This window comes from Paenibacillus sp. PvP094, from assembly GCF_040546835.1.
GTDB lineage: Bacteria > Bacillota > Bacilli > Paenibacillales > Paenibacillaceae > Paenibacillus > Paenibacillus illinoisensis.
On sequence record NZ_JBEPOM010000001.1, the window covers coordinates 5,213,660 to 5,234,956 of the forward strand.

General features: G+C 42.3%; 22 protein-coding genes. 16 read left to right on the forward strand and 6 right to left on the reverse strand.

All coding sequences use genetic code 11. The features are described 5' to 3' along the window. Nucleotides 1–558 precede the first annotated feature (558 nt). On the forward strand, nt 559–966 hold the full coding sequence (locus tag ABIC22_RS23745) for a hypothetical protein (protein ID WP_127537183.1): 408 nt from the start codon (nt 559–561) through the stop codon (nt 964–966). Nucleotides 967–1,289: 323 nt separating this feature from the next. On the opposite strand, the gene ABIC22_RS23750 is transcribed toward ABIC22_RS23745, so the two are convergent. After that, nucleotides 1,290–2,111, reverse strand: coding sequence for an oxidoreductase (locus tag ABIC22_RS23750; protein ID WP_127537184.1), 822 nt, complete (start codon nt 2,109–2,111; stop codon nt 1,290–1,292). 161 nt (nt 2,112–2,272) lie between these two features. Between ABIC22_RS23750 and ABIC22_RS23755 the strand changes: the two genes are divergently transcribed. After that, nucleotides 2,273–2,923, forward strand: coding sequence for a TetR/AcrR family transcriptional regulator (locus ABIC22_RS23755; RefSeq protein WP_127537185.1), 651 nt, complete (start codon nt 2,273–2,275; stop codon nt 2,921–2,923). A gap of 321 nt (nt 2,924–3,244) precedes the next feature. Here ABIC22_RS23755 and ABIC22_RS23760 read toward each other — a convergent pair whose 3' ends face one another. From ABIC22_RS23760 to ABIC22_RS23770, 3 genes are all read right to left on the reverse strand, one after another. Continuing rightward, nucleotides 3,245–5,194: an amidase family protein gene (locus tag ABIC22_RS23760; protein ID WP_354484282.1), complete on the reverse strand. Its 1,950-nt coding sequence runs from the start codon at nt 5,192–5,194 to the stop codon at nt 3,245–3,247. A 623-nt stretch (nt 5,195–5,817) separates the two neighbouring features. Continuing rightward, on the reverse strand, nt 5,818–6,690 hold the full coding sequence (locus tag ABIC22_RS23765; RefSeq protein WP_354484284.1) for an SDR family oxidoreductase: 873 nt from the start codon (nt 6,688–6,690) through the stop codon (nt 5,818–5,820). Nucleotides 6,691–6,786: 96 nt separating this feature from the next. Next, a complete protein-coding gene (locus ABIC22_RS23770) occupies nt 6,787–7,641 on the reverse strand; it encodes a helix-turn-helix transcriptional regulator (protein ID WP_354484286.1) in 855 nt (284 codons plus the stop codon). Between the two features lie 245 nt (nt 7,642–7,886). Here ABIC22_RS23770 and ABIC22_RS23775 point away from each other — a divergent pair, with 245 nt between their 5' ends. The 7 genes from ABIC22_RS23775 (at nt 7,887) to ABIC22_RS23805 (ending at nt 14,986) form a co-directional block, all read left to right on the forward strand. Then, nucleotides 7,887–8,117, forward strand: a complete 231-nt coding sequence (locus ABIC22_RS23775) for an SDR family NAD(P)-dependent oxidoreductase (protein ID WP_154894239.1) — start codon at nt 7,887–7,889, stop codon at nt 8,115–8,117. 468 nt (nt 8,118–8,585) lie between these two features. Continuing rightward, nucleotides 8,586–9,182, forward strand: a complete 597-nt coding sequence (locus ABIC22_RS23780; protein WP_354486077.1) for a hypothetical protein — start codon at nt 8,586–8,588, stop codon at nt 9,180–9,182. Between the two features lie 123 nt (nt 9,183–9,305). Next, nucleotides 9,306–9,635, forward strand: a complete 330-nt coding sequence (locus ABIC22_RS23785) for a hypothetical protein (RefSeq protein ID WP_154894240.1) — start codon at nt 9,306–9,308, stop codon at nt 9,633–9,635. Between the two features lie 369 nt (nt 9,636–10,004). After that, nucleotides 10,005–10,853, forward strand: a complete 849-nt coding sequence (licT, locus tag ABIC22_RS23790) for a BglG family transcription antiterminator LicT (RefSeq protein ID WP_127541235.1) — start codon at nt 10,005–10,007, stop codon at nt 10,851–10,853. A gap of 139 nt (nt 10,854–10,992) precedes the next feature. Then, nucleotides 10,993–12,915, forward strand: coding sequence for a beta-glucoside-specific PTS transporter subunit IIABC (locus ABIC22_RS23795; protein WP_354484289.1), 1,923 nt, complete (start codon nt 10,993–10,995; stop codon nt 12,913–12,915). 76 nt (nt 12,916–12,991) lie between these two features. After that, on the forward strand, nt 12,992–14,461 hold the full coding sequence (locus tag ABIC22_RS23800) for a glycoside hydrolase family 1 protein (protein WP_127541239.1): 1,470 nt from the start codon (nt 12,992–12,994) through the stop codon (nt 14,459–14,461). 105 nt (nt 14,462–14,566) lie between these two features. After that, entirely contained in the window at nt 14,567–14,986 is a 420-nt protein-coding gene (locus ABIC22_RS23805; protein ID WP_354484291.1) for a hypothetical protein, read from the forward strand. 217 nt (nt 14,987–15,203) lie between these two features. On the opposite strand, the gene ABIC22_RS23810 is transcribed toward ABIC22_RS23805, so the two are convergent. Together ABIC22_RS23810 and ABIC22_RS23815 are read right to left on the reverse strand one after the other, a co-directional pair. Further along, nucleotides 15,204–15,821 (reverse strand): TetR/AcrR family transcriptional regulator, encoded by a 618-nt coding sequence (locus ABIC22_RS23810; RefSeq protein ID WP_127541241.1) that lies wholly within the window; start codon nt 15,819–15,821, stop codon nt 15,204–15,206. Nucleotides 15,822–15,960: 139 nt separating this feature from the next. Then, complete coding sequence (locus ABIC22_RS23815) at nt 15,961–16,719, reverse strand: SDR family oxidoreductase (RefSeq protein WP_253436685.1); 759 nt, start codon at nt 16,717–16,719, stop codon at nt 15,961–15,963. A gap of 480 nt (nt 16,720–17,199) precedes the next feature. Here ABIC22_RS23815 and ABIC22_RS23820 point away from each other — a divergent pair, with 480 nt between their 5' ends. The 7 genes from ABIC22_RS23820 (at nt 17,200) to ABIC22_RS23850 (ending at nt 21,101) form a co-directional block, all read left to right on the forward strand. Next, entirely contained in the window at nt 17,200–17,373 is a 174-nt protein-coding gene (locus tag ABIC22_RS23820) for an SDR family NAD(P)-dependent oxidoreductase (protein ID WP_246058589.1), read from the forward strand. A gap of 153 nt (nt 17,374–17,526) precedes the next feature. Continuing rightward, a complete protein-coding gene (locus ABIC22_RS23825; protein WP_246058587.1) occupies nt 17,527–17,763 on the forward strand; it encodes a dehydrogenase in 237 nt (78 codons plus the stop codon). A 771-nt stretch (nt 17,764–18,534) separates the two neighbouring features. Continuing rightward, the gene (locus ABIC22_RS23830) at nt 18,535–18,696 is read left to right on the forward strand and encodes a hypothetical protein (RefSeq protein WP_354484294.1); all 162 of its coding nucleotides are present in this window, start codon (nt 18,535–18,537) and stop codon (nt 18,694–18,696) included. Between the two features lie 23 nt (nt 18,697–18,719). Further along, entirely contained in the window at nt 18,720–19,031 is a 312-nt protein-coding gene (locus ABIC22_RS23835; protein ID WP_354484295.1) for an NADPH-dependent FMN reductase, read from the forward strand. Between the two features lie 368 nt (nt 19,032–19,399). Further along, entirely contained in the window at nt 19,400–19,795 is a 396-nt protein-coding gene (locus ABIC22_RS23840; RefSeq protein ID WP_354484297.1) for a VOC family protein, read from the forward strand. A 28-nt stretch (nt 19,796–19,823) separates the two neighbouring features. Beyond that, nucleotides 19,824–20,357, forward strand: a complete 534-nt coding sequence (locus tag ABIC22_RS23845) for a DinB family protein (RefSeq protein WP_354484299.1) — start codon at nt 19,824–19,826, stop codon at nt 20,355–20,357. Nucleotides 20,358–20,618: 261 nt separating this feature from the next. Next, nucleotides 20,619–21,101, forward strand: a complete 483-nt coding sequence (locus tag ABIC22_RS23850) for an ASCH domain-containing protein (protein WP_127541251.1) — start codon at nt 20,619–20,621, stop codon at nt 21,099–21,101. Nucleotides 21,102–21,297: the final 196 nt, after the last annotated feature.

The window sequence follows — 21,297 nt, forward strand, 5'->3', positions numbered from 1 at the left end:
GGCATTCCGAAATTAGATGGTTCGCCAAACCATTAGTTCTGTCGGAAATACTTCATCGAAAGGTGTAGTGCAATGACCATCCGTTTCGATAGATTTGATCATCAGCTTGGCAGTGGCTTCGTCAAATCGTTTATCGGATATAGGGGATATGTCATTTAAGCAAAATAATGCTTGAGGCAGGACATCCATACAATAAAAAAGAAATCAGCTGATCAAGAATCGGCAATGGTCATTAACGGGTTTGGTTTTGGGCTAGTTTGAATCGTCTAAAACTGTCGAGGGACAAGAACATGGTCCCATTGAAGTCGCTATTTTAGCGGCTTTTTTATTTTATCGGTACAAGTTCTTGTCTCGAGCCAAGGACAAGAACATAGTCCAATTACCAATTAGATGTACATCTAATCGTCATCTTGCCCTTCAATTCATTAAACTAACGGGCAATAACGAACCATATGAAGCAGGGTAATAGTGCTTTGATTTTTGTAATTACAATGTATTGACATTGTAATTACGACTGGATTACAATAAGCATATTCAGGCTAAGGGGGAATGAATTAAATGGATACGAATTTACAAATACGAATATCAAAAGACATGAAAGAAAGTTTCCAGCAGGTTGCTAAGGATAATAATAAAGATACCTCGTCACTAGTGCGTGATTGGATTTCGACGTATATATCTGAACATCAGCGAGTTGATGAAGAAATAGCAGCTGAGCTATATATGGCAGGGTACCAATTACAAGAAGCGCTTGGCGGGAGAGGAAACGTAAGCAATGAGTTTGCAAAACAATTGCAGGAATATTCCTTAACCAATCAGAAAGAATTCACACAGCGGATACTAACCACCTACATGGACCTTGATCTGACAATTCCTTCATGTCTATCGAAAACGTATAAAGGGTTCGCTTTTTCTCAAATGTTTTTGTTGGGCTTAATTGGGGAAAAGCCGAAAGAGAGTTTTTAGGTGAATAACTTAATTAATGGATCAACCTTTAAACTAACGGGAAACGATAGCATTATAAAATCAGAGACCACCCGTCCAAAGGGTGGTCCTGATTAAGCTAACGGGAAACGTTAATTCAATAGCAAGGAGCAGTTTACCGGTTGGAAGCAAGTTTTTAGAAAAGCCTGTATTTACATCGAGAAGAGTGATTGGTCTCGCTCCATACTACACCTAATTTTTTGCGTGCTAAGGAAATGCGAGAAGGTACATGAGAATAGATAATAATGTGTAGGTCAGTTTATAAAAGTCACTTAATAAAGAGCGTGATGATTAGCGTCAAGCGATCATATGTTAAACGCTCGGTAAAGAATACGATCAAACATTCTATCCGACAAGATTCTTCTTACGAGTATAACCGGTCTGGCGTTGCCCGCTACGTATCTTGTTTTCGGTTTTTTGGATCGGATCGCCTTTGAAACCAAGTGTGCAATCCGAGTAGGAGGATAAACAGCACCGGGTTTTTTTAAAGCTTTTATAAAAGCATCGGCCATGATACTGTATGCCGTACTCCCTGATGTTGTCTGCACATGTTCAAATACAACCTCTGCCCATTCACTATCAGTAGCCCCCGGCTCAATGATAATGACATCAATTCCAAATGGCTTAACTTCCACGCGCAGGCAATCAGAGAATCCTTCCAGAGCATGTTTTGCAGCATGATACCAGGCACCAAGTAGCGTATAAACTTTGCCGCCTGCAGACGAAGTGTTGATAATCTTCCCTGATTTTTGTCTTCTCATATAAGGAAGAACCAATTGTGTCAGACGGCTTAATCCAAAAAGATTCACTTCAAATTGTCGTCTTGCTTCCTCCAGTGGTACATCCTCAACTGCGCCATAGGCGCCGTATCCCGCATTATTGAATAAAACGTCAATTCTTCCCTGCTCCCGAATGATACGATATACACCATTACTCATGGAGGTTTCATCGGTTACATCCATTGCTATAATCCGCGCGCCTTTGGATTCAATGTCCTTCATTTGCTCTATTCGTCGGGCGGCTCCATACACTATAAACCCTTCTTGTAATAGTAACTCTACTGTGGCTTTACCTATTCCTGCCGATGCTCCTGTGACCAAAACGACCTTTTGCTCATTCCTATTCATCGCACTCGCCTCCTGGATTATTGGTAATCGATAAACCGAATGTAGACGATAATAACTGGTAAGTAACGTGACGTCACGTTACTTACCAGTTATTATAAATTGCTAAATAGGGATGCGCAAGGTTTATATGCTATAATTTTTTTCGAAGGAGGCTCTAAGTGATGGAATTTAACCGGGTAAGAAATGATGAACAGCGAAAGATCAGGATAGAACAGATAAAAAGTGCGGCGATCAAGCTTTTTGATACAGAGGAATTTCATAAAATTGACCTAGCTAAAATTGCTAATGAAACGACCTTTACACGTGGGAATTTATATAAATATATCTCTTCCAAAGAAGAGATATATCTTCTGGTAGCGCTGGATGAGATTAAGGATTGGATGCGTGACATCAGACATACTTTTGACTCTGATATGACTCATGATATTTCAAATTTTTCACGCCAGTGGGCAGAAGTTTTGTATCGGCATCCACGGTTTTTAAAGCTTGTTTCTATGCTTTTTACCATGATTGAGAGAAATGTTTCTCTCGACAGACTTGTAGATTTCAAAAAGCAATATCTTATCACTATGATTGAGGTAAACAACGTCATTAAAATCATTTTTCCTGCATGGGACGTCAAAACCATCGATAAATTCATTCAGTTGCAATCCAATTATGTGATTGGACTATTCCCTTATACATCGCCGACGCCTATCCAAAAACTAGCCATGGAACAATCCGGAATGAATTATGAAGCTATAAATTTTGTTGATGATTTTTCCGAATTTGTTACCTTTACGGCAAGTTATTTGAACAGCAAATTGCATTGAGTATATTCATCTTTCAATACCTCAAACATTGTAGGATTCTACGGGTCCTTTATGCATTAATGCCGACAGTCCCCTTAAACTAAATCGTATCACATACTGTGGTAAATCGAAGAAGGTCCATTAAGCTAACGGGAAACGTTAGCTTAATACAACTAAGAAAGCAGCGGATCAACATGATCAGCTGCTTTTGTTTAACTAACGGGCAGGTTAGTTTAAGGTCACGCGAGGTGAGCCGTATCATAAGTAGGGAAAAGCTATGAGATCAGCTCATTTACAATTAATATCATCATAACAGAGCTGTTTGTCGTTAGTGGTGGTTAGTTATGGCGTAAGCTTGGGAGCCTGACGATGGTGTGTGTTTTGCTCGTAGGAATAAGCAAGCTTAATCAAAGTTGGCTCGCTGAATGGACGTCCGAAGAAGTCCATGCCGACCGGCATATTGTCGCTCGTGAAACCTGCCGGAACCGTTACGGTAGGATAGCCGGTGAAAGAACTGAGCTTAAATCCATTGCCGATCGTCTGGTTTCCGCCAATCTCAACGATTTGTTCAGCCGAGGTTGGGAAAATAAGCGCATCGAGATCGTAGTCAGCCATCATTTTCAGAACGGCCTGTTGAGCCAGCTTTGTACGGAACAGGATGATGTCTTTGTATGCTTCGTCATCCATGGTTTCCTTAGCATTGCGGTCTTTGAGTTGCTTAGCGATGGATGTATCGAACATGCCCGTTGAGATAATATCTGATAAAGTATCATAAGGGCGGTTGGCTCCAAGTGTCTCCAGGTAATCGTTGAACTGGAACTTGAATTCCCAGTTGCTTAAGCTTTCGAAGTTGTTTATTTCTTCAAAGTTTGGAATAGCAACGTTATCAATTAGTGTCGCCCCGCTTTGCTTCAATTCGTCAATCGCATTGTCCATTACGGCATTAATTTCTTGATCGGTACCGAATACTTCCCTTACGATGCCAATCCTTGCTCCATGCAGGCCGTCCACATCCAAATAATCTGAATAGGAGTCGGGAAAATGGCCGATACCGCTTGCGGTAGTTTCGTCGTTTCGATCGTAACCAACGGTAGCATCAAGAACTGCAACTGCGTCTGCTACGGTTCTAGCAATTGGGCCACCAGTATCTTGAGTTAGAGCAAGCGGCATAATGCCGTCCCTGCTTGATAGTCCAATGGTAGGGCGAATGCCGACCAGGCTGTTGAATGAGGAAGGCACTCGGATCGAACCGCCAGTGTCGCTCCCCATCCCTACAGTTGCGAAGTTAGCAGCAATGGCAGCACCTGTCCCGCCGCTGGAGCCACCCGGTACTCTTTCCAGATTGTAAGGGTTAAGCGTTTGTCCGCCAAGCGAGCTGGACGTCGTATAGCCAAAAGCAAATTCATGCAAATTAGCCTTAGCCAAAATAATCGCGCCAGCTTCTTTTAGTTTTTTCACTTGGTAAGCGTCATCGGATGGAATGCTGTCCTTCAGTGCCAGAGAGCCACCGGTTGTTGGCATATCCATTGTATCGAAGTTGTCCTTCAGGATGACGGGGATACCGTGTAGTGGTCCGCGCGCTCCTTGTTTCTTTCGTTCTTCGTCAAGCTTTCTTGCAAGCTCGATGGCATCCTCATTAATTGTGATAATCGAATTAAGCTTCGGACCATTGTCGTCGTATTTCCCAATTCTGTCCAAATAAAGCTCTACAAGCTCTTCTGAGTTCAATCTACCAGACTTAAGCGCGTCCTGGATTGAGGTGATTGAAGCCTCTATTGGACTAAACGGCTGTAAATATTGATAGAGTCGATAGGCAACGATAGCCGCTTCAGAGTATGTGAGCGTTTGGCCGAAGCCATATCTGCTCGAGGATATTCCTTTCATAATTCCTGATGTTGCAATGACTTCAATGGAGGGTTGGTAGGTGCTGTCTTTCACATCAAGAAAAGAGATATCTTCCGAAAAAGGTACATCTATAATTTGGTCTAGTAAAATGGCTGCATTCTCTCGTTTGATTTCGGTGGAGCCTAATTTATTTATGATGTCTTGATCATAACCCGCCGCATCTGCTGCTTCGTTTAACAATTGTACGAGTTCATTTGCTTGTACTGCGCTTTTTCCGTTAGAGGACGTGAGGAAGTCGCTCGGTGCCCACTTAGCTGAAACAAATTCATTTAGCTCTGTACTGGTGCTCGCGGCGGTTGCTGCATATCCTGATGTTGGCAGCTGTAAAAGAAGGAGTATCCCTGTAAATGCTCCGCAAATCATTCGTAGTTTATTGTTGCTAATCATACTGTTTACACTCCCTCTCCTAATTTGATAGATTTATTAACATTATAATAGAGATCTAAGTGAAAGCAATGAAATTTATGTAATTTTTATTTACATCAAGCAGGTATAATCACTCATTATTTTAATAGAATTTGAAATTTTAAGTGATTAAAGATTTTAAATGTTATATTAACGAACATATAAAATAAATTTTATTCTCGATTGGAGTGAATGAAATGAGTAAATGGAGAGCAGATGTAATCCAAGCGTTTAGGAACTTAGGTGGGAAAGGACAAGTGCATAGTTAATAGAATCGGGAAGAGTCAAATACGGTGCGCAAAAAGGAATAGATACAAGGATTCGCACAGATCATGAGAATTATAGCTATGTAAATAAAATAGTGTGAAATGACAATGACACTTTAGAGAATGAGGCTTCTCTTGCTTACCAGAATACTGAGATTATAGAGAATGTTGCTGAACACTGTAACCTATCAGTTTAGTGAAAAGGTTACGGTGAACCATATCATAAATAAGGGCAAGTTTTAAATACGTTCCCCTTTAAGTAGACAGGATTACTAAATAAACCCGGCTACTTCAGAGGAACATATCAGTTGCCGTAGATGTCGAATTCTTTGGTATCTTTTAAAGTTGTTTTACCACATCACCTGAATCAGTGGAGTAAGCCAGCACTTTCTGTGCTTCCAGAGCGGCCAGTCTGTCCAGCAGAGCTGCACGGATTTGCTCATAGGCGTCACTGCCCAACGCCATACGTAACGGACCTTCTCCCTGGTCGACACGACGGATAATCTGCTGTGCCATTTTATCCGGATCGCCGACAACCATTTGATTGAACATGCTCATATCTATACCAGGCAGTTCTCCCTTCATCAAACTAACGAATTGTCCCGCTTCCGTATCCAGGTATTCGTCCATCCGCTCTCCGAATACGGCGTTACTTGTAAGGAAATTCGTTCGGATTCCGCCGGGCTCCACCATAGTGGTCTTAATATTGAACGGAGCCACTTCCTTAGCTAGCGCTTCGAAGGCTCCTTCGACCGCCCATTTCGAAGAGCAGTACAGTCCCATACCCGGAATAGAATAATGACCCGCCATACTCGAAATCTGTACCATGTGACCGCCGCCCTGCTTACGGAAAAAGGGCAGGACTGCACGAGCTGCACGTAGGGAGCCAAGCACATTGGTCATAAACTGATCCTCAATTTGCCTGTCGCTTGCTTCTTCCACTGCGCCATACAAGCCATAGGCTGCATTATTGACAAACACATCGATCGTGCCTAGTTCTAAAAATGCACGTTCCACCACTTCAGCAATTTGCTGAGAGTTTGTCAAATCTAAATTAGCCTGCCAAAGTTGTGAGCCATACTGTGCCTGCAGATCATTCAGCACCCCCGGCTTGCGTACCGTTGCGGCTACACGGTCCCCTCTAACCAGCAACCTGCGAGTTATACTTGAAGCCAAGCCTCCTGACGCTCCTGTAATGAACCATGTTTGCATGCTAAATACCCTCCAATCGTTGTCTTCCACTGAATCATACAAACAACTGGAGGGTGCTAGCCACAGCACGTCTATTCTATTATCAGGATTAACAGTCTACGGTAGCTGCCTGTCCTGCTCAAGTAAACGCAATAATCTCTCCTCCGTGCCTGAACCGGGCACCGGAACAAAGAAACACCAGTGCAGTCCCGGGTCATTATCAATTACAGCCGCGGAATGGAGCTCGAACTCCATCTCCTGTGCGTCAGGAATATGATATAAAGCGGTGGCTACGCGTTTTTGTTTGATTTCATATAGCTCCCAGAAGTGTACGAACTCCACGCTTTCCCGTCTCAAGCGTTCAAACCGTTCCATATATAACGGGTTGTTCTTGTAAAGATCGAAGCCTGCCCGCAGAAGGGCTACAGAGTAACGGGCAGCGCTTTCCCAATTCATCAGTCTGTTGCGGTAATCAGGCTTTAAAAACATGATTTCCATCATATTCCGTTCGTTGTCCGGCAGGCTGCCGAAATCGGCTACGATCAGTTCAGCCGCCCGATTCCAGGCGATAACATCCGTACCTTCGTCTGTGATTAAAGAAGGATAATGCAGTTGATTTACGATTTTCTGTAGAATCCCCGTATCCGGCCCACCGTTATTTGGCACTGTGACGACGCTCGCCACATCTACATTGGCCAGATCGAATAGATGCTTCTGCTCGTCTTCGTCAAGCTGAAGCGCTTTGCTGATACTTAGCAGCACCTCCGGCGAAGGATTAACCTCCTTGCCTTGCTCCAGCCAGGCATAGTAAGTCACGCTTATATTAGCAAGATAAGAGACTTCTTCTCTTCGAAGTCCCGGAGTGCGTCTTCGTCCGGGCAGCGGTTGGATCCCTGCCTCTGAAGGCTGCAGGCGTTCTCTGCGCGATTTTATGAACTCACCCAATGCGGATGAGAAACGATTTGTTTTCAAGCATTTCACCTCTAATTACTAATATGAAAGATACGTTCGTAATTAACCAAATGGACTCAAACCACTTCGTATACGATCATTATAATCTTTGTTATGGTTTCGTTGCTACAAAAGTGAACCATAACGAGAAACGATGCGGTTTCTCCCGTTAATAGTATAACTATGCTGTGGCTAACCACTTCTACCGATAGTACGATTAAGATAATTTACATCAGTTCAGTGTTATCATTAGGAGGCTTAGTATTTTGAATAAGTATGCATATAGAAACAAGCTGGCTGTAGTCACCGTAGTTTCATTTGGAATCGGGAAAGCGTATGCCAAAGAACTGGCGGCACAAGCCTGTCATGCGATTCTGGCAGCGCGATCCAAGGACAAACTGGATGCAATGGAAAGGGAAATCAACCGTCAATACGGCGTGCAGGTTTATGCGCTTGCTTGCGAGTGGGAGAAGGTTGGACGTATAGCCCCATCATAGAGAGTTGGGCATAAATTTCGTGGGTAGTGACCATTTATTTCACCTTAAAGATCTAGGCATTGACCTCAATAATTATTTTGACTACATAGACCATTCATTAAACTAACGGGAAACGATAGCTCAATAATAACAAGAAAGCAGCTGATCCATATCGGCTACTTTTGTTCAACTATCGTGCATGATAATCTAATTGTTCATGGAATACCACATTCAGGTTTTAAAATGACAAAATGATAAGCGTGAATTATGTGCCAAATGATTATGTTTGTGTCGAGGGACAAGAACTTGTACCGATTGCCGGAATGGACAAGAATATAGTCCGATTACCGATTAGGCGTATATCTAATCGTCATCTTGCCCTTCAATACATTAAGCTAACGGGCAGGATAGTTTAGTGAAGTTGGAGAATAACCTCTGGGAGAAGTCGATAACAAAGCAAGGTAAAGGGGAGAACAAAGTTTGAAACGAATGCCTTTTGAACGACCAACGGAGCATTATGACGAACGGATTTCTAAAATTGACGAGCAAATTTGTGAGATGTTGAAACTTCGAAAGCAGCTTTCAAACAACAATCCTGGTTTCCCGCCATTTGAATATATCTCTGTATGGGCTGAAACTTTTGAACTTTATGAGGACTTTCTGAAAGCTGTTTTTGGAACTTTTAGAAGTGAAGAGTATTATAAGCCAATAATCGAACCGTCAGATTTTAGAAAACATATACCTGTTCTAAAGTCAGTCGAAAAAGGAAGCTCTTTCTATACTATAAATTCAATCAGGCAGTACAGTAACGCAAGTGTAGTGACTTTTAGTATCGATTGGGATGTGAATATGTCAGAGGTATCCTCTATCTCTAAGTCTCGTAGCCATTTTGAATTGCAAATTGGAGAACAATATGATTGCCGCATGATTCATGGTGGTAGCCACGCAGGTCATGCTTCAACTAATTATGTAATATCTCCGCCACTACCCGATAAAACTTCAGGACTTGAATTAACGTTCATAGAATATATTAAGCCATTCAGTGACAAGGAGACGGGAACAAAAATCGTATTTAAACTGGAATAGCTTCAAAGAGCAATGATCAAAACTAGCGGGAAAAGTTAGCTCAATAACAATTGGGTACGATTCACCGCTCTCCAGGGAGCCTAATTAAAGGCTCCCTGATCTCATTATATGGAGGTTGTGTGTATGTTTAATAAACGAGAGATCCAAATTAAGGAAAGGATACAGGAAAGGTATGACATAACAGAAGAATTATATACAGCTTGGTTTACTAAAAATTCTGCTGTGCTAGTGGAAAGAGATAGATTCTATCAAACAGAACATATAGAGAAGCATAGAGCAATATCTTATCTATTGGATAAAGGATATATAATCGCACAACCCGTTGAAAAAAAACCTGAAATGGTTGCGGTAAGCATCACTTCTGAAGGAATAGATTTCTATGAGCAAGGATATTTATCAGGTAAAGCAAATGGCTGGCAAATTGTAATTGAACAGAAAGATAGTGAGGAGTAAGGTCAGAAGTAATTTGTTAGAAGGTTAACGAAACCCCTCTATAAAGTCGGATTCTGTATGTTAATATAGACTTACCTTTATGCGTCGTAAGAAGGATGTATAGCAGGTTATTAAAATAACGGGAAACGATAGCTCATACAACAAACAAAGCAGCTGATCCATCAGACTATTAGCCTTTGCCCCCATCATCCTAATAATTACATATCCTTATATTGTAATTGACACCGATTACATTGTTGATATAAAATAAAGCTAAATAAGGAGTGTCACTGATTCGATCAGGCACCACCACAGTCTAGGTTACATGAGTGTATACTTGTGTTTGTAGACATATGGTGGTGCTTTTGTTATATAGGGGGTGAAGGTAGCATGAAATTCAAAAAGTCACTGAATAACAACATCGCCCTTGCCGAAGACGACGAAGGTTGCGAGGTGATTGTCATAGGCACAGGCATTGGTTTCAAAAAGGCTAAAGGGCAATACCTTGATCGGAACCAGATCCAGAAAATGTTCAGAATTGAAGCCAATGATAAATACCAGCGAATCGAACAATTTTTTCATGATATTCCTCTGCAGATCATCGATATAACCGATCAAATTATTGAAATAGGTCAGGAGAAGATTGGGAAAAAGCTTAATAGTTCAATCCTGTTGACCCTTGCGGATCATATTCATTTTGCACTTGAACGCCATAAAAGCGGTATGGATGTGCAAAATCCACTTCACTGGGACATCCGGCATCTGTATCCTGTGGAATATCGTGTGGGCGAACAAGCCGTGGACCGGATTAACGAAGCTTTTCACGTAACGATGTCCCCTAGTGAAGCAAGTTCCATTGCACTTCACTTCGTGAATTCGCAGCTCGACTCAGGCAGCATGAACCAAACGATAAAAATTACTAAAATGATCAACGAAAGCCTAGAGATCATATCCAATCATTTTGGCAATGCTCTGGATAAGGAGTCTGTGAACTATTCCAGATTCATCACCCATTTGCGTTACTTCATCGTCCGCCAAATGAACCGAGAGGTACTTTCGTTCAAGGATCAGCATTTTTTGTATGACGTGTTGTCAGAACGGTATCCTTCCAGCTTCCAATGTGCGCAAGATATAAAGGAGTTTATGGAACGACAGTATGAGTTCACCATTACTCCTGATGAGATGGTTTATCTAATGATTCACATCGAGAGAGTGACGTCGCATTCCGATGCGGACTAACACATCACGTATGAATAAGAATGGAATATGGAGTGTTACTGATTCGATCAGGCACCACCAAATGTTACCGACTCTGCACTTGCGGCGGATCGGTTAGACATTTGGTTTTTTTTTCGCCAAAAACAGAGGAGGAATCAGCATGAACCACAAGGAGTTGTCCAAGGAGATCATCCAATTAACAGGAGGAGAAGAAAACATCATCCAGGCCTGGCACTGCATCACTAGGCTCCGCTTCAACGTTAAAGATGGAAAAAAGGTTCAACTGGAGCAGATCAAAAAACTGGACGGTGTCCTTGGTGCACAGTTTCAAAACGATCAATTTCAGGTTGTTATCGGGAATCGCGTCGCGGCGGTATATGAGGAATTGGAGGGACAACTAAAGCAGGGCACCTCTACGGAGCATGACAAACAAGCTCCACGCTCCAGAGGCATCAACGCCGTTTTGGATACCATCTCGGGCATATTCACACCGATTTTGCCGGCTATTGTGGGCACCGGTATGCTCAAAGGAATTCTGGCACTGCTGGTGTCCTTGGGACTGTTACACGAAACCAGTGGTGAATATCAGATCTTGTCCTCTATCGGCAATGCTGCTTTTTATTTTTTGCCGTTCCTGTTAGCCGTATCGTCCGCTCGCAAATTCAAGGTGAATGAGTACATTGCTCTGACATTAGCAGGGACATTGTTGTACCCGACTATTCTGGATGCTTACAATGCCAATCACCTTGAACCAATTCGTTTTCTTTCGCTCCCGGTATCGATCGTGAATTACACGCAGTCTGTCATTCCGATTATCTTGGGTGTGTGGTTGCTTAGCTACGTGTATCGCTGGGTGGACAAGATTATCCCAGGCCCGGTAAAAGTCATTTTTACATCGATGATTGTACTGGTCATTACGGTTCCGGTTCTGTTGATTGCCATCGGCCCGTTAGGCACATACATCGGCAATTATTTGGAAATAGGCACCTCTTGGCTCTTTGCCCATTCCGGTCCTTTGACGGGGATTATCCTTGGTGGCTTGATGCCATTAATCGTCATGACAGGAATGCACTATGCATTTTTCCCGGGAACACTGCAAAATTTGAGCAAACTCGGTTATGACGTGCTTTTGTTACCCATCAACCTTGTCACGAACATGAGTCAGGCTGGCGCGGTAACGGCGGTGTTTCTCAAAACGAAAAACCCGAACATGAAGTCAATTGCATTGTCAAGTGGCATTTCCGCTTTACTGGGCATTACGGAACCTGCATTGTACGGAGTTACGTTAAAGTTGAAAAAACCATTCTACGCATCACTCGTTGGTGGTGCCGTTGGCGGTGGGTTTATAACAGCTGTTGGCCTGAAATGTTTTGGCTTTGCTGTTCCCGGATTACTGTCACTGCCGTTATACATCGACCCGAAGGGCGGGATGTCCAACTTCTGGTATGCGTTAATTGGAGTTGCCATGAGTTTCATCGTTTCGTTCATCTTGACTTTGATGCTGAAATGGGATGATTCGGAACCACAGCCATCGCCTGCGTCAGACTCTTTACCGATGGAAGTAAAACCTGAAACCGTATCGAAGGAAAATGGATTGCCAGTTACGGTTCACACCATCGAAGAGAAGAAAGGTGAAGTACAGAGTCCACTTACCGGGGAACTTGTTCCACTTGCAGAACTTCCAGACAAAACATTTGCGGATGAGCTGACAGGTAAAGGGATTGCGATCAGACCGACAGAAGGCAAAGTGACCGCACCTTTTGATGGAACAGTCACGATGGTGGCGAAAAGCAAACATGCCATTATGCTTCAATCCACGGATGGGATTGATATACTCATCCACGTCGGACTAAATACGGTCTCGCTCAAAGGGAAGTTCTTTGATGTCAAAGTAGAAGTAGGACAAGCAGTCCGCTTGGGCGACCCGCTTGTTGAATTCGATCTGGAGAGCATCAAAGCGGCGGGACTGGAACTTGTTTCACCCGTCATTGTAACGAATACACCGGATTATCTGGATGTTGTGCCAGTACATGTGAAGGGGGTGATTTCAATGAATGAATTGCTTCTTCTCACCGTTCGCTAAAAGTTTTTTCATATTTATCATATGAAATGATTTCAACTTTAAACACAAACTACAATATAAAAGGAGCACAACCATCATGACAAAACAAGACATTAAAAAAGTATTCCCAGCAGACTTTTTGTGGGGAGGCGCTACAGCAGCCAATCAGTTGGAGGGAGCATTTGATGCTGACGGGAAAGGGCTATCGACTTCGGACATGGCTCCATTCGTACCCAAAGAACTTCGTAATGGCAAGGATTTTACCTTTGACGTCAATTCCGTTGAGCTTGAAGAGTTCCTGGGAGGAAACACAGATGTGTATTTCCCGAAACGCAACGGAGTAGATTTCTATCATCGTTATAAAGAAGACATTGCCTTGTTCGCTGAGATGGGCTTCAAAGTATTACGGATCTCTATGGCATGGACACGCATTTTCCCTACAGGGGAAGAAGAGGTGCCTAATGAAGCGGGTCTGGCATTCTATGACAATGTGTTGGATGAGCTCTTGAAACACAATATCGAACCGCTCGTGACCATCTCCCACTACGAAATGCCTGTACATCTAACTCAGAAATACAATGGTTGGGAAGACCGCAGACTCATTGACCTATATCTGAAATTCGCCAACACACTGTTTGACCGTTATAAAGACAAAGTGAAATACTGGATTACGTTTAATGAAATGAACATGATCCTTACAAGCCTATACACGGGTGGCGGTATCCTTGAGGATAAAATTAAAGGCAGCAAAGAGCAGGTTGCCTATCAAGCGACTCATCACCAGTTTGTAGCGAGTGCACTGGCTGTAAAAAGCGGTAAAGAGAAGATGCCAAATGCCCAAATCGGCTGTATGATTTGCCGTCTGGAAACGTACGCTGCATCAAGCAAACCAGAGGACGTTCTGCAAACGCTGAAGGAAGATCAGATGAATCTGTTCTATCCAGAGGTTCAGGCACGGGGCGAATACCCATCCTACATGAATAGATATTTTGAGGAGAACGGGATTGAACTGGTGAAGGAACCTGAGGATGATGCGATTATTAAAGACAACACAGTCGATTTCATTGCATTCAGCTATTACATGACCTATATCGGAAAATATGATCCGAATGACAACAGCAACTCCGGCATGCTGGTTAGTCAAGTGAAAAACCCTCACTTGGAAGTTACCGAATGGGGTTGGCCAATTGATCCAATCGGTCTTCGTGTTGCGCTTAACCGTTTGTACGACCGTTACCGGATGCCTTTATTCATCGTTGAGAACGGCCTTGGTGCTACTGACACACTGGAAGAAGACGGCACCATTCATGACACCTATCGGATTGACTATTTGCGTCGGCACATTGAGCAAATGAAGGAAGCTGTAGCGGATGGTGTGGATTTGATGGGCTTCACAAGCTGGGGACCTATTGACATCATTAGCTGTTCCACATCCGAAATGGGTAAACGTTATGGATTCATTTACGTAGACCAGGATAATGCCGGTCAAGGAACACTGCAAAGATATCGCAAGGATTCGTTTGCTTGGTATAAACAGGTTATAAAGAGCAATGGGGAATCCTTATAAGTGTAGAATCCGATTCCGGTATGCCTGACTAAGATAACGGGTTAATTATTTCATCCGTAAATATAGAGACCATGAAAATTTTAAGATTTTTGCATAAGATTTAGGGTGTTTGATGTATACCTCTCCCGTCCGTCCATTAGAAAAACCTGCGCATCGGTCAGCGCAGGTTTCTCTGTATCATTTACCTTTATAAGTGCCTATGATGAAATGGGGGGAATTCTAAATCCTGCTTCAAATCATTTTGAAATCCCCATTGATGCCGGACCTGTTCCAGTTAATACAGTAGTGGTAGCTCAGGATTCGGAGGGTAAGGAGTTTTCCCTAGCACAGAATGATCGTGTCCAATTGCAGGAATACATTGCTGTCGAGGGACAAGAACATGTTCCCATTGAAGTCGCTATTTTAGCGGCTTTTTTTAATTTATCGGTACAAGTTCTTGTCCCAAGCCAAGGACAAGAACTTGTACCGATTACCGGAATGGAGAAGAACATAGTCCGATTACATATTAGATGTATATCTAAGTAGATTGAGTCTCTATAGAGTGGCTACCTCGCTAAAGGTTGGATTATGACAGAAAGTGCGGAGAACCGCATCACAGATAGAGGTGAGTTCTCTGAAGCAAAAGTCGCTCTAAAAATACGGTGATACTCAATAAACCCTGATGGTTCTTCATTTCTCCAAAGAACGTAAATAAACGAATACGAGGGAGTCTCATATTGGGAGATCTCTCGTATTCGTCTTTTTAATCGGCATACTTGTTTATTATCGTATGAGCAGCCTCATCCGCTATTTGAAAAGCTCGCTCTCGTGAAATACTGAAATCAAGCAGCAACATTTTGGGCCATAGCACCTGCCCAGCAATTAGACTCATAAATTCATTGGCCGTTTTTGACACATCCGGCAGATTTATATTACCCAATTGAACTTCATCTACTAAATATTGCGTCAATTTCTGATGCACGGCGCCTTCGCCCAGTTCATAATGAAAAAGACTGAGCTCGGGGAACTGCTTGGCTTCTGCAATGACGACCCGGAATAAGGGAGCCATTCCATCACGAGTCAGCACGCATGCGTAGTCTCGTCCGAACTTTATTAATCCTTGAAGGGGAGAGCCGAGCTCCGGTGGAAAGTCCCATTCGGGATCAAGCTCCCAAAAATGCTTGACGATGGTTTCAAAAATCAATTCCTTCGTCGGGAAATGATTGAAAAGTGTACCTGTAGAGAGACCAGCAAGTTTTGCAATCTGAGCTAAAGTAGTCCGCGCATACCCTTTTTCAAAAAACAGTTCTTGTGCAGCTGCAATCGCGCACGCCCTTTTTTCTTCCTTTATACGTTCATGGTAAGTTGATTTAGTTCCCATAATTCCACTCCAAAGTTGGATTTAAGTCTTATCAGAGGGATAGCACCCTCTTCTCTACTATACAACAGTTGATCGTGTTCTAAAAGAAAAAGCTGCCTAAGCACCCTCGGAGGGCTTAAGCAGCAAAAGGGCTAACCTATTAGAGAATCGTTTGAGCGCCATCCAGAACCAAGTCAACGCCAATGGTGAAGCGTGACTCATCCGAAGCCAGATAAACAACAGCTTTGGCAATCTCTTCGGCAGTACCCATGCGTCCAGCCGGAATCCCGTCACGAATGCGGTTAATAACCATCTCACGAATTTCGTCAGACACGCCTAGCTTGTTCTTATCGTAAAGCGGGGTATCAATCGGTCCAGGACTCACCGTATTGAAGCGAATTCCGTGAGACGATAATAAGTCGGAATTCCAGGCTTTGGTCAGAGTGGAAATGGCGCCTTTAGTAGCCGCATAAGCGTTGGAATGTGCATATCCGGCATGAGAACTGCTCGATCCCATTAAAACGACAGAGGATGGGTTCGCCATCACTGGAGTTAATGCCTGCATTAAGAAAAATGGAGCTTTTACGTTGATGGCAAACAAACGGTCAAAGGCTTCTTCATCGATTTGCTCGAATGGACGCCAGTCAGATACGCCTGCGTTTAAAAAGGCAATATCCAGTTTGCCAAAATGTTGTTCAACTCGATCAGCCAGTTGACGTTGAGCATTGAGGTCTCGGGAATCTGCCTGAAGCACAAGGACTTGATTTCCAAGTTCCTTTTGCGTTTTTTCTACATTTGCCGGAGTTACTCCGGTGACAATCAATTCAGCGCCTTCAGCCAGAAATTGTTTGGCTGTCTCCAAGCCAATTCCGCTGGTGCCACCCGTAATAAGTGCTCGTTTACCATTAAGTCTAGTCATGTTAAAACCTCCATCGCAAGATACTTACAAGGACAAATATAAGACGATAATAGTCCAAAGTCAAGTAACTCAACTTTATTTATTTTTTCTTATGTGATAAAATCATTTTGAGCACAAGAGGCTGTGAATACAGAGTGAAAAAAGTTTTTTATTCGTTTAGAGAAAGTGAGAGATGGACACTGACAAATGAGGGAGGAGTAGTCCTGATGAGACATCAGCTAAATAGGTTCAATATCTGAAGCGGGAGGGATTCCATTGTCTAAATTAGATACAAATACTCGTACAGAAGAGTATTTGTATCTATAGGAGATCGGCTCTCGTTTGCGATTGAAGTCACGAAAACTAATCGTTGAATAATTTGTTTCAGAGAATAGAAGAAGGTTGGCATGATTTTGAACTCTTATGCAACTCTTTTTGACAATGTTGGGCTATATCATGACTATTAATGTCTCTATAGAAGGTGAGTATACATTGAAAACAATGGTTATTATCGGTGCAGGACCAGGTCTGGGATTCTCGCTGGCCAAGACTTTTGGAAAAAACGGTTTCCGTATCGCCCTAGTTTCAAGAACACAGGAGAAATTGGACAAATATGCAGAGCAGCTTGGTGAGATGGGGATTGAAGCTCAGGGTTTTTGCTGCCGATATCACTAACAAAATGCAACTTATGAGAGCGCACTTCAATTTTTTAACAATGTTGTCATCGGAGCTATTAATACAGCTAGACAAGTCTTTCCAGAAATGATTGAACGGGGTGAAGGAGCACTTCTTTTCACAAGCGATCTTTCCGCAATGAGTCCAAGCTCGATGTTTGGAAATTCGGGTATCGCCATGTCTGGACTCCGAAACTATATTCTTAGTTTACACGAGCGTTTGCTTCCTCTTGGAATATTTGTGGGCCATTTATCCATTAGTCCTTTAATCAAACAGGGTACAAGTTTTGATCCTGATCAAGTGGCTGAGGCTTGGTACAATCTGTATGATAAAAGAACAGAGGTAGAGGATACTTTTCCTAAAGGAATCATGCAATTTATCAAAAAATAAATAATTGCTAAGGTCTTTAAAAGCGATACTTTGAATTTTGTAACCCCGGCCAAAGCGACTTTATCAAAAGCGTCCATTCACAGCTTTCCCTATTTAGTGGATCAAAAAAGCGTTAATCTCCTTCTCCTTGCTCGTTTTCCATGATAGTTGCCTGCTTTCGGTATACGGCAAATGAATATGAAATTCCCCCGAGGCACTGAATACAGGGTGCTTGCCGAAATTCGCATCCGTACGGACTTGACGTTCAGATATAGCTTATAGTCGATAAATTGAATTTCAAACGCTTCTAACGCATACTCCGAATACGCCGTAGTAAATACAATTCGCGCTTGAGGCATGATCGTCCGAATTTTTCTTGCCGCCGAGGTTCCCTCAAACCTAGCATCTGAATATCCCAAAAAACGGTGCCAGCAGGCGTTGTCCGGAGAGGCTCAATCGCTCGAATCCGATCCATATACCGCCCAACTACCATCAGATCCCCGATCTTCACCTGTTGTATTTTAATGATTTGGATAAGAAATATCCGAAAATCACCAAAGAGCTCGAAGATTAAAAAAACAAGCTGACGTATAAGTAATGAAATCATCCCATAATAGACAGGAAGTAATCTGTCTACTATACGGAACATCTTATGAGTGACATGAGGAAAGACTATAATAAACCTCCAAAAGGTTGAATATAAAATGTAGTACGAGAAATGATGTCGGACGACTTCAAGTTTCTGAAGTGAAGTGATTTTTTTAATCAGTATTTATTGAAGGAGAAATTCGTATGGAAACAAAGATAAATATTGCAGCCCTATCAGGAAGTAGTCGAAAAAACTCATCAACTCAAAAAGCACTTAAAAGCCTAAATAAATTCATGCCCAACAGTGTTGAATATTGGAAATATACAATGGTATTGAAAAATTCCCACATTTTAATCGTGAATTAGATAATGATTAACCACCAGCAGAGGTGCAAGTATATAGAGAATTGCTTTCAAGAGCAGATGGAGTTATTATCTGTACCCCCGAATATATTAAGGGTGTACATGGTGTCTTGAAAAATGCTTTAGAATGGTTGGTATCGTCTGCTGAGCTTTACACGAAACCAGTAGCGGTTATTACAGCTTCATGTGATGGGGAAAATACTCATCAAGCATTACAACTTAATTTAAGTATGTTAAATGCGAATGTATTCGATGGTGGAGCATTATTAATTTCAGGAGCAAATAATAAATTGAACGAATACGGGGAATTCGTAAAAACGAGGTTAATTCCTCACTAAAGTTGTTAATATCCAAATTGCTTGAAGAAATCAATAAGGAAGGTACTTTTTGAGAATCGATGTTTAATTATAATGAAAATAGATATTCTATTAGAAACATATTTACTTCACCGTTGAATAAAGAATGTATTCAACTAACGGTAAACGTTAGTTCAAAGGGAGCACGGAGCAGATTGCCGATTGGCGACTGCTCCTTTTTATTAAGTTAACGAGCAGGATAGTTGAATAAGAACGTCGAAACAGATATTTCATACAGAAAATTCCAACCAAGCGAAATTGAGTTGCTGGATGTAGAGTAGAAGGAATAAACAAGCAAACGACCGGAATGATTACGGGAGTTTACGAATAAATAATAGGAGCGGATGTAGATGGGGATAACTGGCTGGGCGAATAAAATTACCGAAATCACATTATTTGTGGAAGATCTCCAGCGTTCGAAGACGTTTTATCAAGATTCGTTTCAACTATTAACCCAATACGAAGACGAAAACTGCGCGGTATTTGATTACGGAAATACATGCATAAATCTCTTAAATCAATCGAATGCCCAAGAGTTGATTGATCCGGCTCAGTTTGGTCGTGTCGAGGATGGTGCAAGGTTCCTGTTTACAATCCAAGTGCCCGACGTTGACCGGGTATGCAATGATTTGGAAATGCGGGGCGTTACATTGTTAAATGGGCCGATAACGCGTCCTTGGGGGCGGCGGACGGCTTGTTTTGCCGACCCTGACGGGCATATTTGGGAGATAGCGGAGGTGCTTTAACGACTAGATGTGATGGGGTGAAAACCGTATGTTAAAAAATGATTCCGTGGCTATTATCGAGCAATATAAGCGAAATCTGGCTGGATATACGATAGACCAGTTGCGGTATAAATTCAAGGAAGACGTTTGGTCGATTGGACAAATGTATATTCACGTGATCGATGTGGCAGAAGAGTACATCGATCATATTCAAACTTGTACGATGGAGACTCAAGAAAAACATGGAGGCAAGACTGAAGTCGGAACGAAGGCGTTTATCGAAAAAGTGTGGCCCGATGTCCGTGTGAAACTTGAGGAACCAGTCAACAGGACCCGTAACCCCAATAGTAAGGAAGAGATCATAGCCGGTCTAGAGCAGGTGTTAATAAAAATGAGATACTGGGAGGAACACGTTCGCGGAACGAATCAGGCTTGCAAGGTGCGTCATGGCTGGTTTGGCTGGCTTAACGCGCGTGATTGGTTTGAGATGATTGGCATGCACAGCAGGCATCATTTGTGCCAAAAGGCAAGACTGGACGAGAAGCTTGTGGAGGCAGGCTTATGTAATAATTCACTAAATTAACGGGAAAAGATAGTTCGACAATACGAATAAAGCAGCCTATCAATTGCGATCGGTTGCTTTTGTTCCACTAACGGGGCGGTTAGTTGAATAAATGATATATTGAGAATGAAATAATTACTCAAGTTAGGAGAAGCGCTTATTTGAAAATAGCCCTCACAGTATGAGGAGGACGGGGTAAGGCCAGATTTCGTAATTGATATTGATACTGACAAACCCACATATCAAATTGATCTGGAAGAATCACAACAGGGGGAGAACATCATGACAACAAACGTAATTGAACAATATTGGAAGATTTATGCTCAAAAAGAAAAGCTGAATTTAGAAGTTCCTGCGGCTTGGATGTTTGGAGATGGTTCTAAGGAGATGGGCGATGCGCTAGCAAAGCTTGTTGTTGACGGCATAAAAACAGCAACATGTGCTGCATATTGCGTATATGAGTTTGAAAACGAGGAGCCACCTAAACAGGGACAATACGATATTGTATTAGATGGAAGCAATCAACCTGCAGCCATTATTCAATACACCAATGTTGAACTACTCAAAATGAATGAAGTGTCTGCTGAATTTGCGAAAAATGAAGGTGAAGGCGATTTGAGTTATACATACTGGTATGAAGAGCACGTCAAATTTTTTACGTGGGAGCTTAGTTTATACAATCTTACTTTTAGTGATGATTTAATGTTGGTATGTCAAACTTTTCGAGTCGTTGATACTTTTGTATGGTCCGGGTTTAGAAATTAGTATAGAGGATAACATTGGGGTTAAGGATTTTAAACTCGTTATCCATTATCCGCCTAACGTTCCTTTCGCATAGTAGTACACACCAATTTTAACACAGGTCAAAGTTATATAGTGAACGCAAAAAACACTGCGAATTGCAGTGCTGATTTGATGTAAAAAAACGCAGAGACTTTAACATCTCTACGTTTTCCTATGA

Bases quoted from the DNA above. Each gene is read 5' to 3' on its own strand.
- ABIC22_RS23745 (WP_127537183.1), top strand. From the start codon at position 559: ATGGATACGAATTTACAAATACGAATATCAAAAGACATGAAAGAAAGT.
- ABIC22_RS23750 (WP_127537184.1), bottom strand. From the start codon at position 2,111: ATGAATAGGAATGAGCAAAAGGTCGTTTTGGTCACAGGAGCATCGGCA.
- ABIC22_RS23755 (WP_127537185.1), top strand. From the start codon at position 2,273: ATGGAATTTAACCGGGTAAGAAATGATGAACAGCGAAAGATCAGGATA.
- ABIC22_RS23760 (WP_354484282.1), bottom strand. From the start codon at position 5,194: ATGATTAGCAACAATAAACTACGAATGATTTGCGGAGCATTTACAGGG.
- ABIC22_RS23765 (WP_354484284.1), bottom strand. From the start codon at position 6,690: ATGCAAACATGGTTCATTACAGGAGCGTCAGGAGGCTTGGCTTCAAGT.
- ABIC22_RS23780 (WP_354486077.1), top strand. From the start codon at position 8,586: ATGCCTTTTGAACGACCAACGGAGCATTATGACGAACGGATTTCTAAA.
- ABIC22_RS23785 (WP_154894240.1), top strand. From the start codon at position 9,306: ATGTTTAATAAACGAGAGATCCAAATTAAGGAAAGGATACAGGAAAGG.
- licT (WP_127541235.1), top strand. From the start codon at position 10,005: ATGAAATTCAAAAAGTCACTGAATAACAACATCGCCCTTGCCGAAGAC.
- ABIC22_RS23795 (WP_354484289.1), top strand. From the start codon at position 10,993: ATGAACCACAAGGAGTTGTCCAAGGAGATCATCCAATTAACAGGAGGA.
- ABIC22_RS23800 (WP_127541239.1), top strand. From the start codon at position 12,992: ATGACAAAACAAGACATTAAAAAAGTATTCCCAGCAGACTTTTTGTGG.
- ABIC22_RS23810 (WP_127541241.1), bottom strand. From the start codon at position 15,821: ATGGGAACTAAATCAACTTACCATGAACGTATAAAGGAAGAAAAAAGG.
- ABIC22_RS23815 (WP_253436685.1), bottom strand. From the start codon at position 16,719: ATGACTAGACTTAATGGTAAACGAGCACTTATTACGGGTGGCACCAGC.
- ABIC22_RS23820 (WP_246058589.1), top strand. From the start codon at position 17,200: ATGGTTATTATCGGTGCAGGACCAGGTCTGGGATTCTCGCTGGCCAAG.
- ABIC22_RS23825 (WP_246058587.1), top strand. From the start codon at position 17,527: ATGTTTGGAAATTCGGGTATCGCCATGTCTGGACTCCGAAACTATATT.
- ABIC22_RS23830 (WP_354484294.1), top strand. From the start codon at position 18,535: ATGGAAACAAAGATAAATATTGCAGCCCTATCAGGAAGTAGTCGAAAA.
- ABIC22_RS23840 (WP_354484297.1), top strand. From the start codon at position 19,400: ATGGGGATAACTGGCTGGGCGAATAAAATTACCGAAATCACATTATTT.
- ABIC22_RS23845 (WP_354484299.1), top strand. From the start codon at position 19,824: ATGTTAAAAAATGATTCCGTGGCTATTATCGAGCAATATAAGCGAAAT.
- ABIC22_RS23850 (WP_127541251.1), top strand. From the start codon at position 20,619: ATGACAACAAACGTAATTGAACAATATTGGAAGATTTATGCTCAAAAA.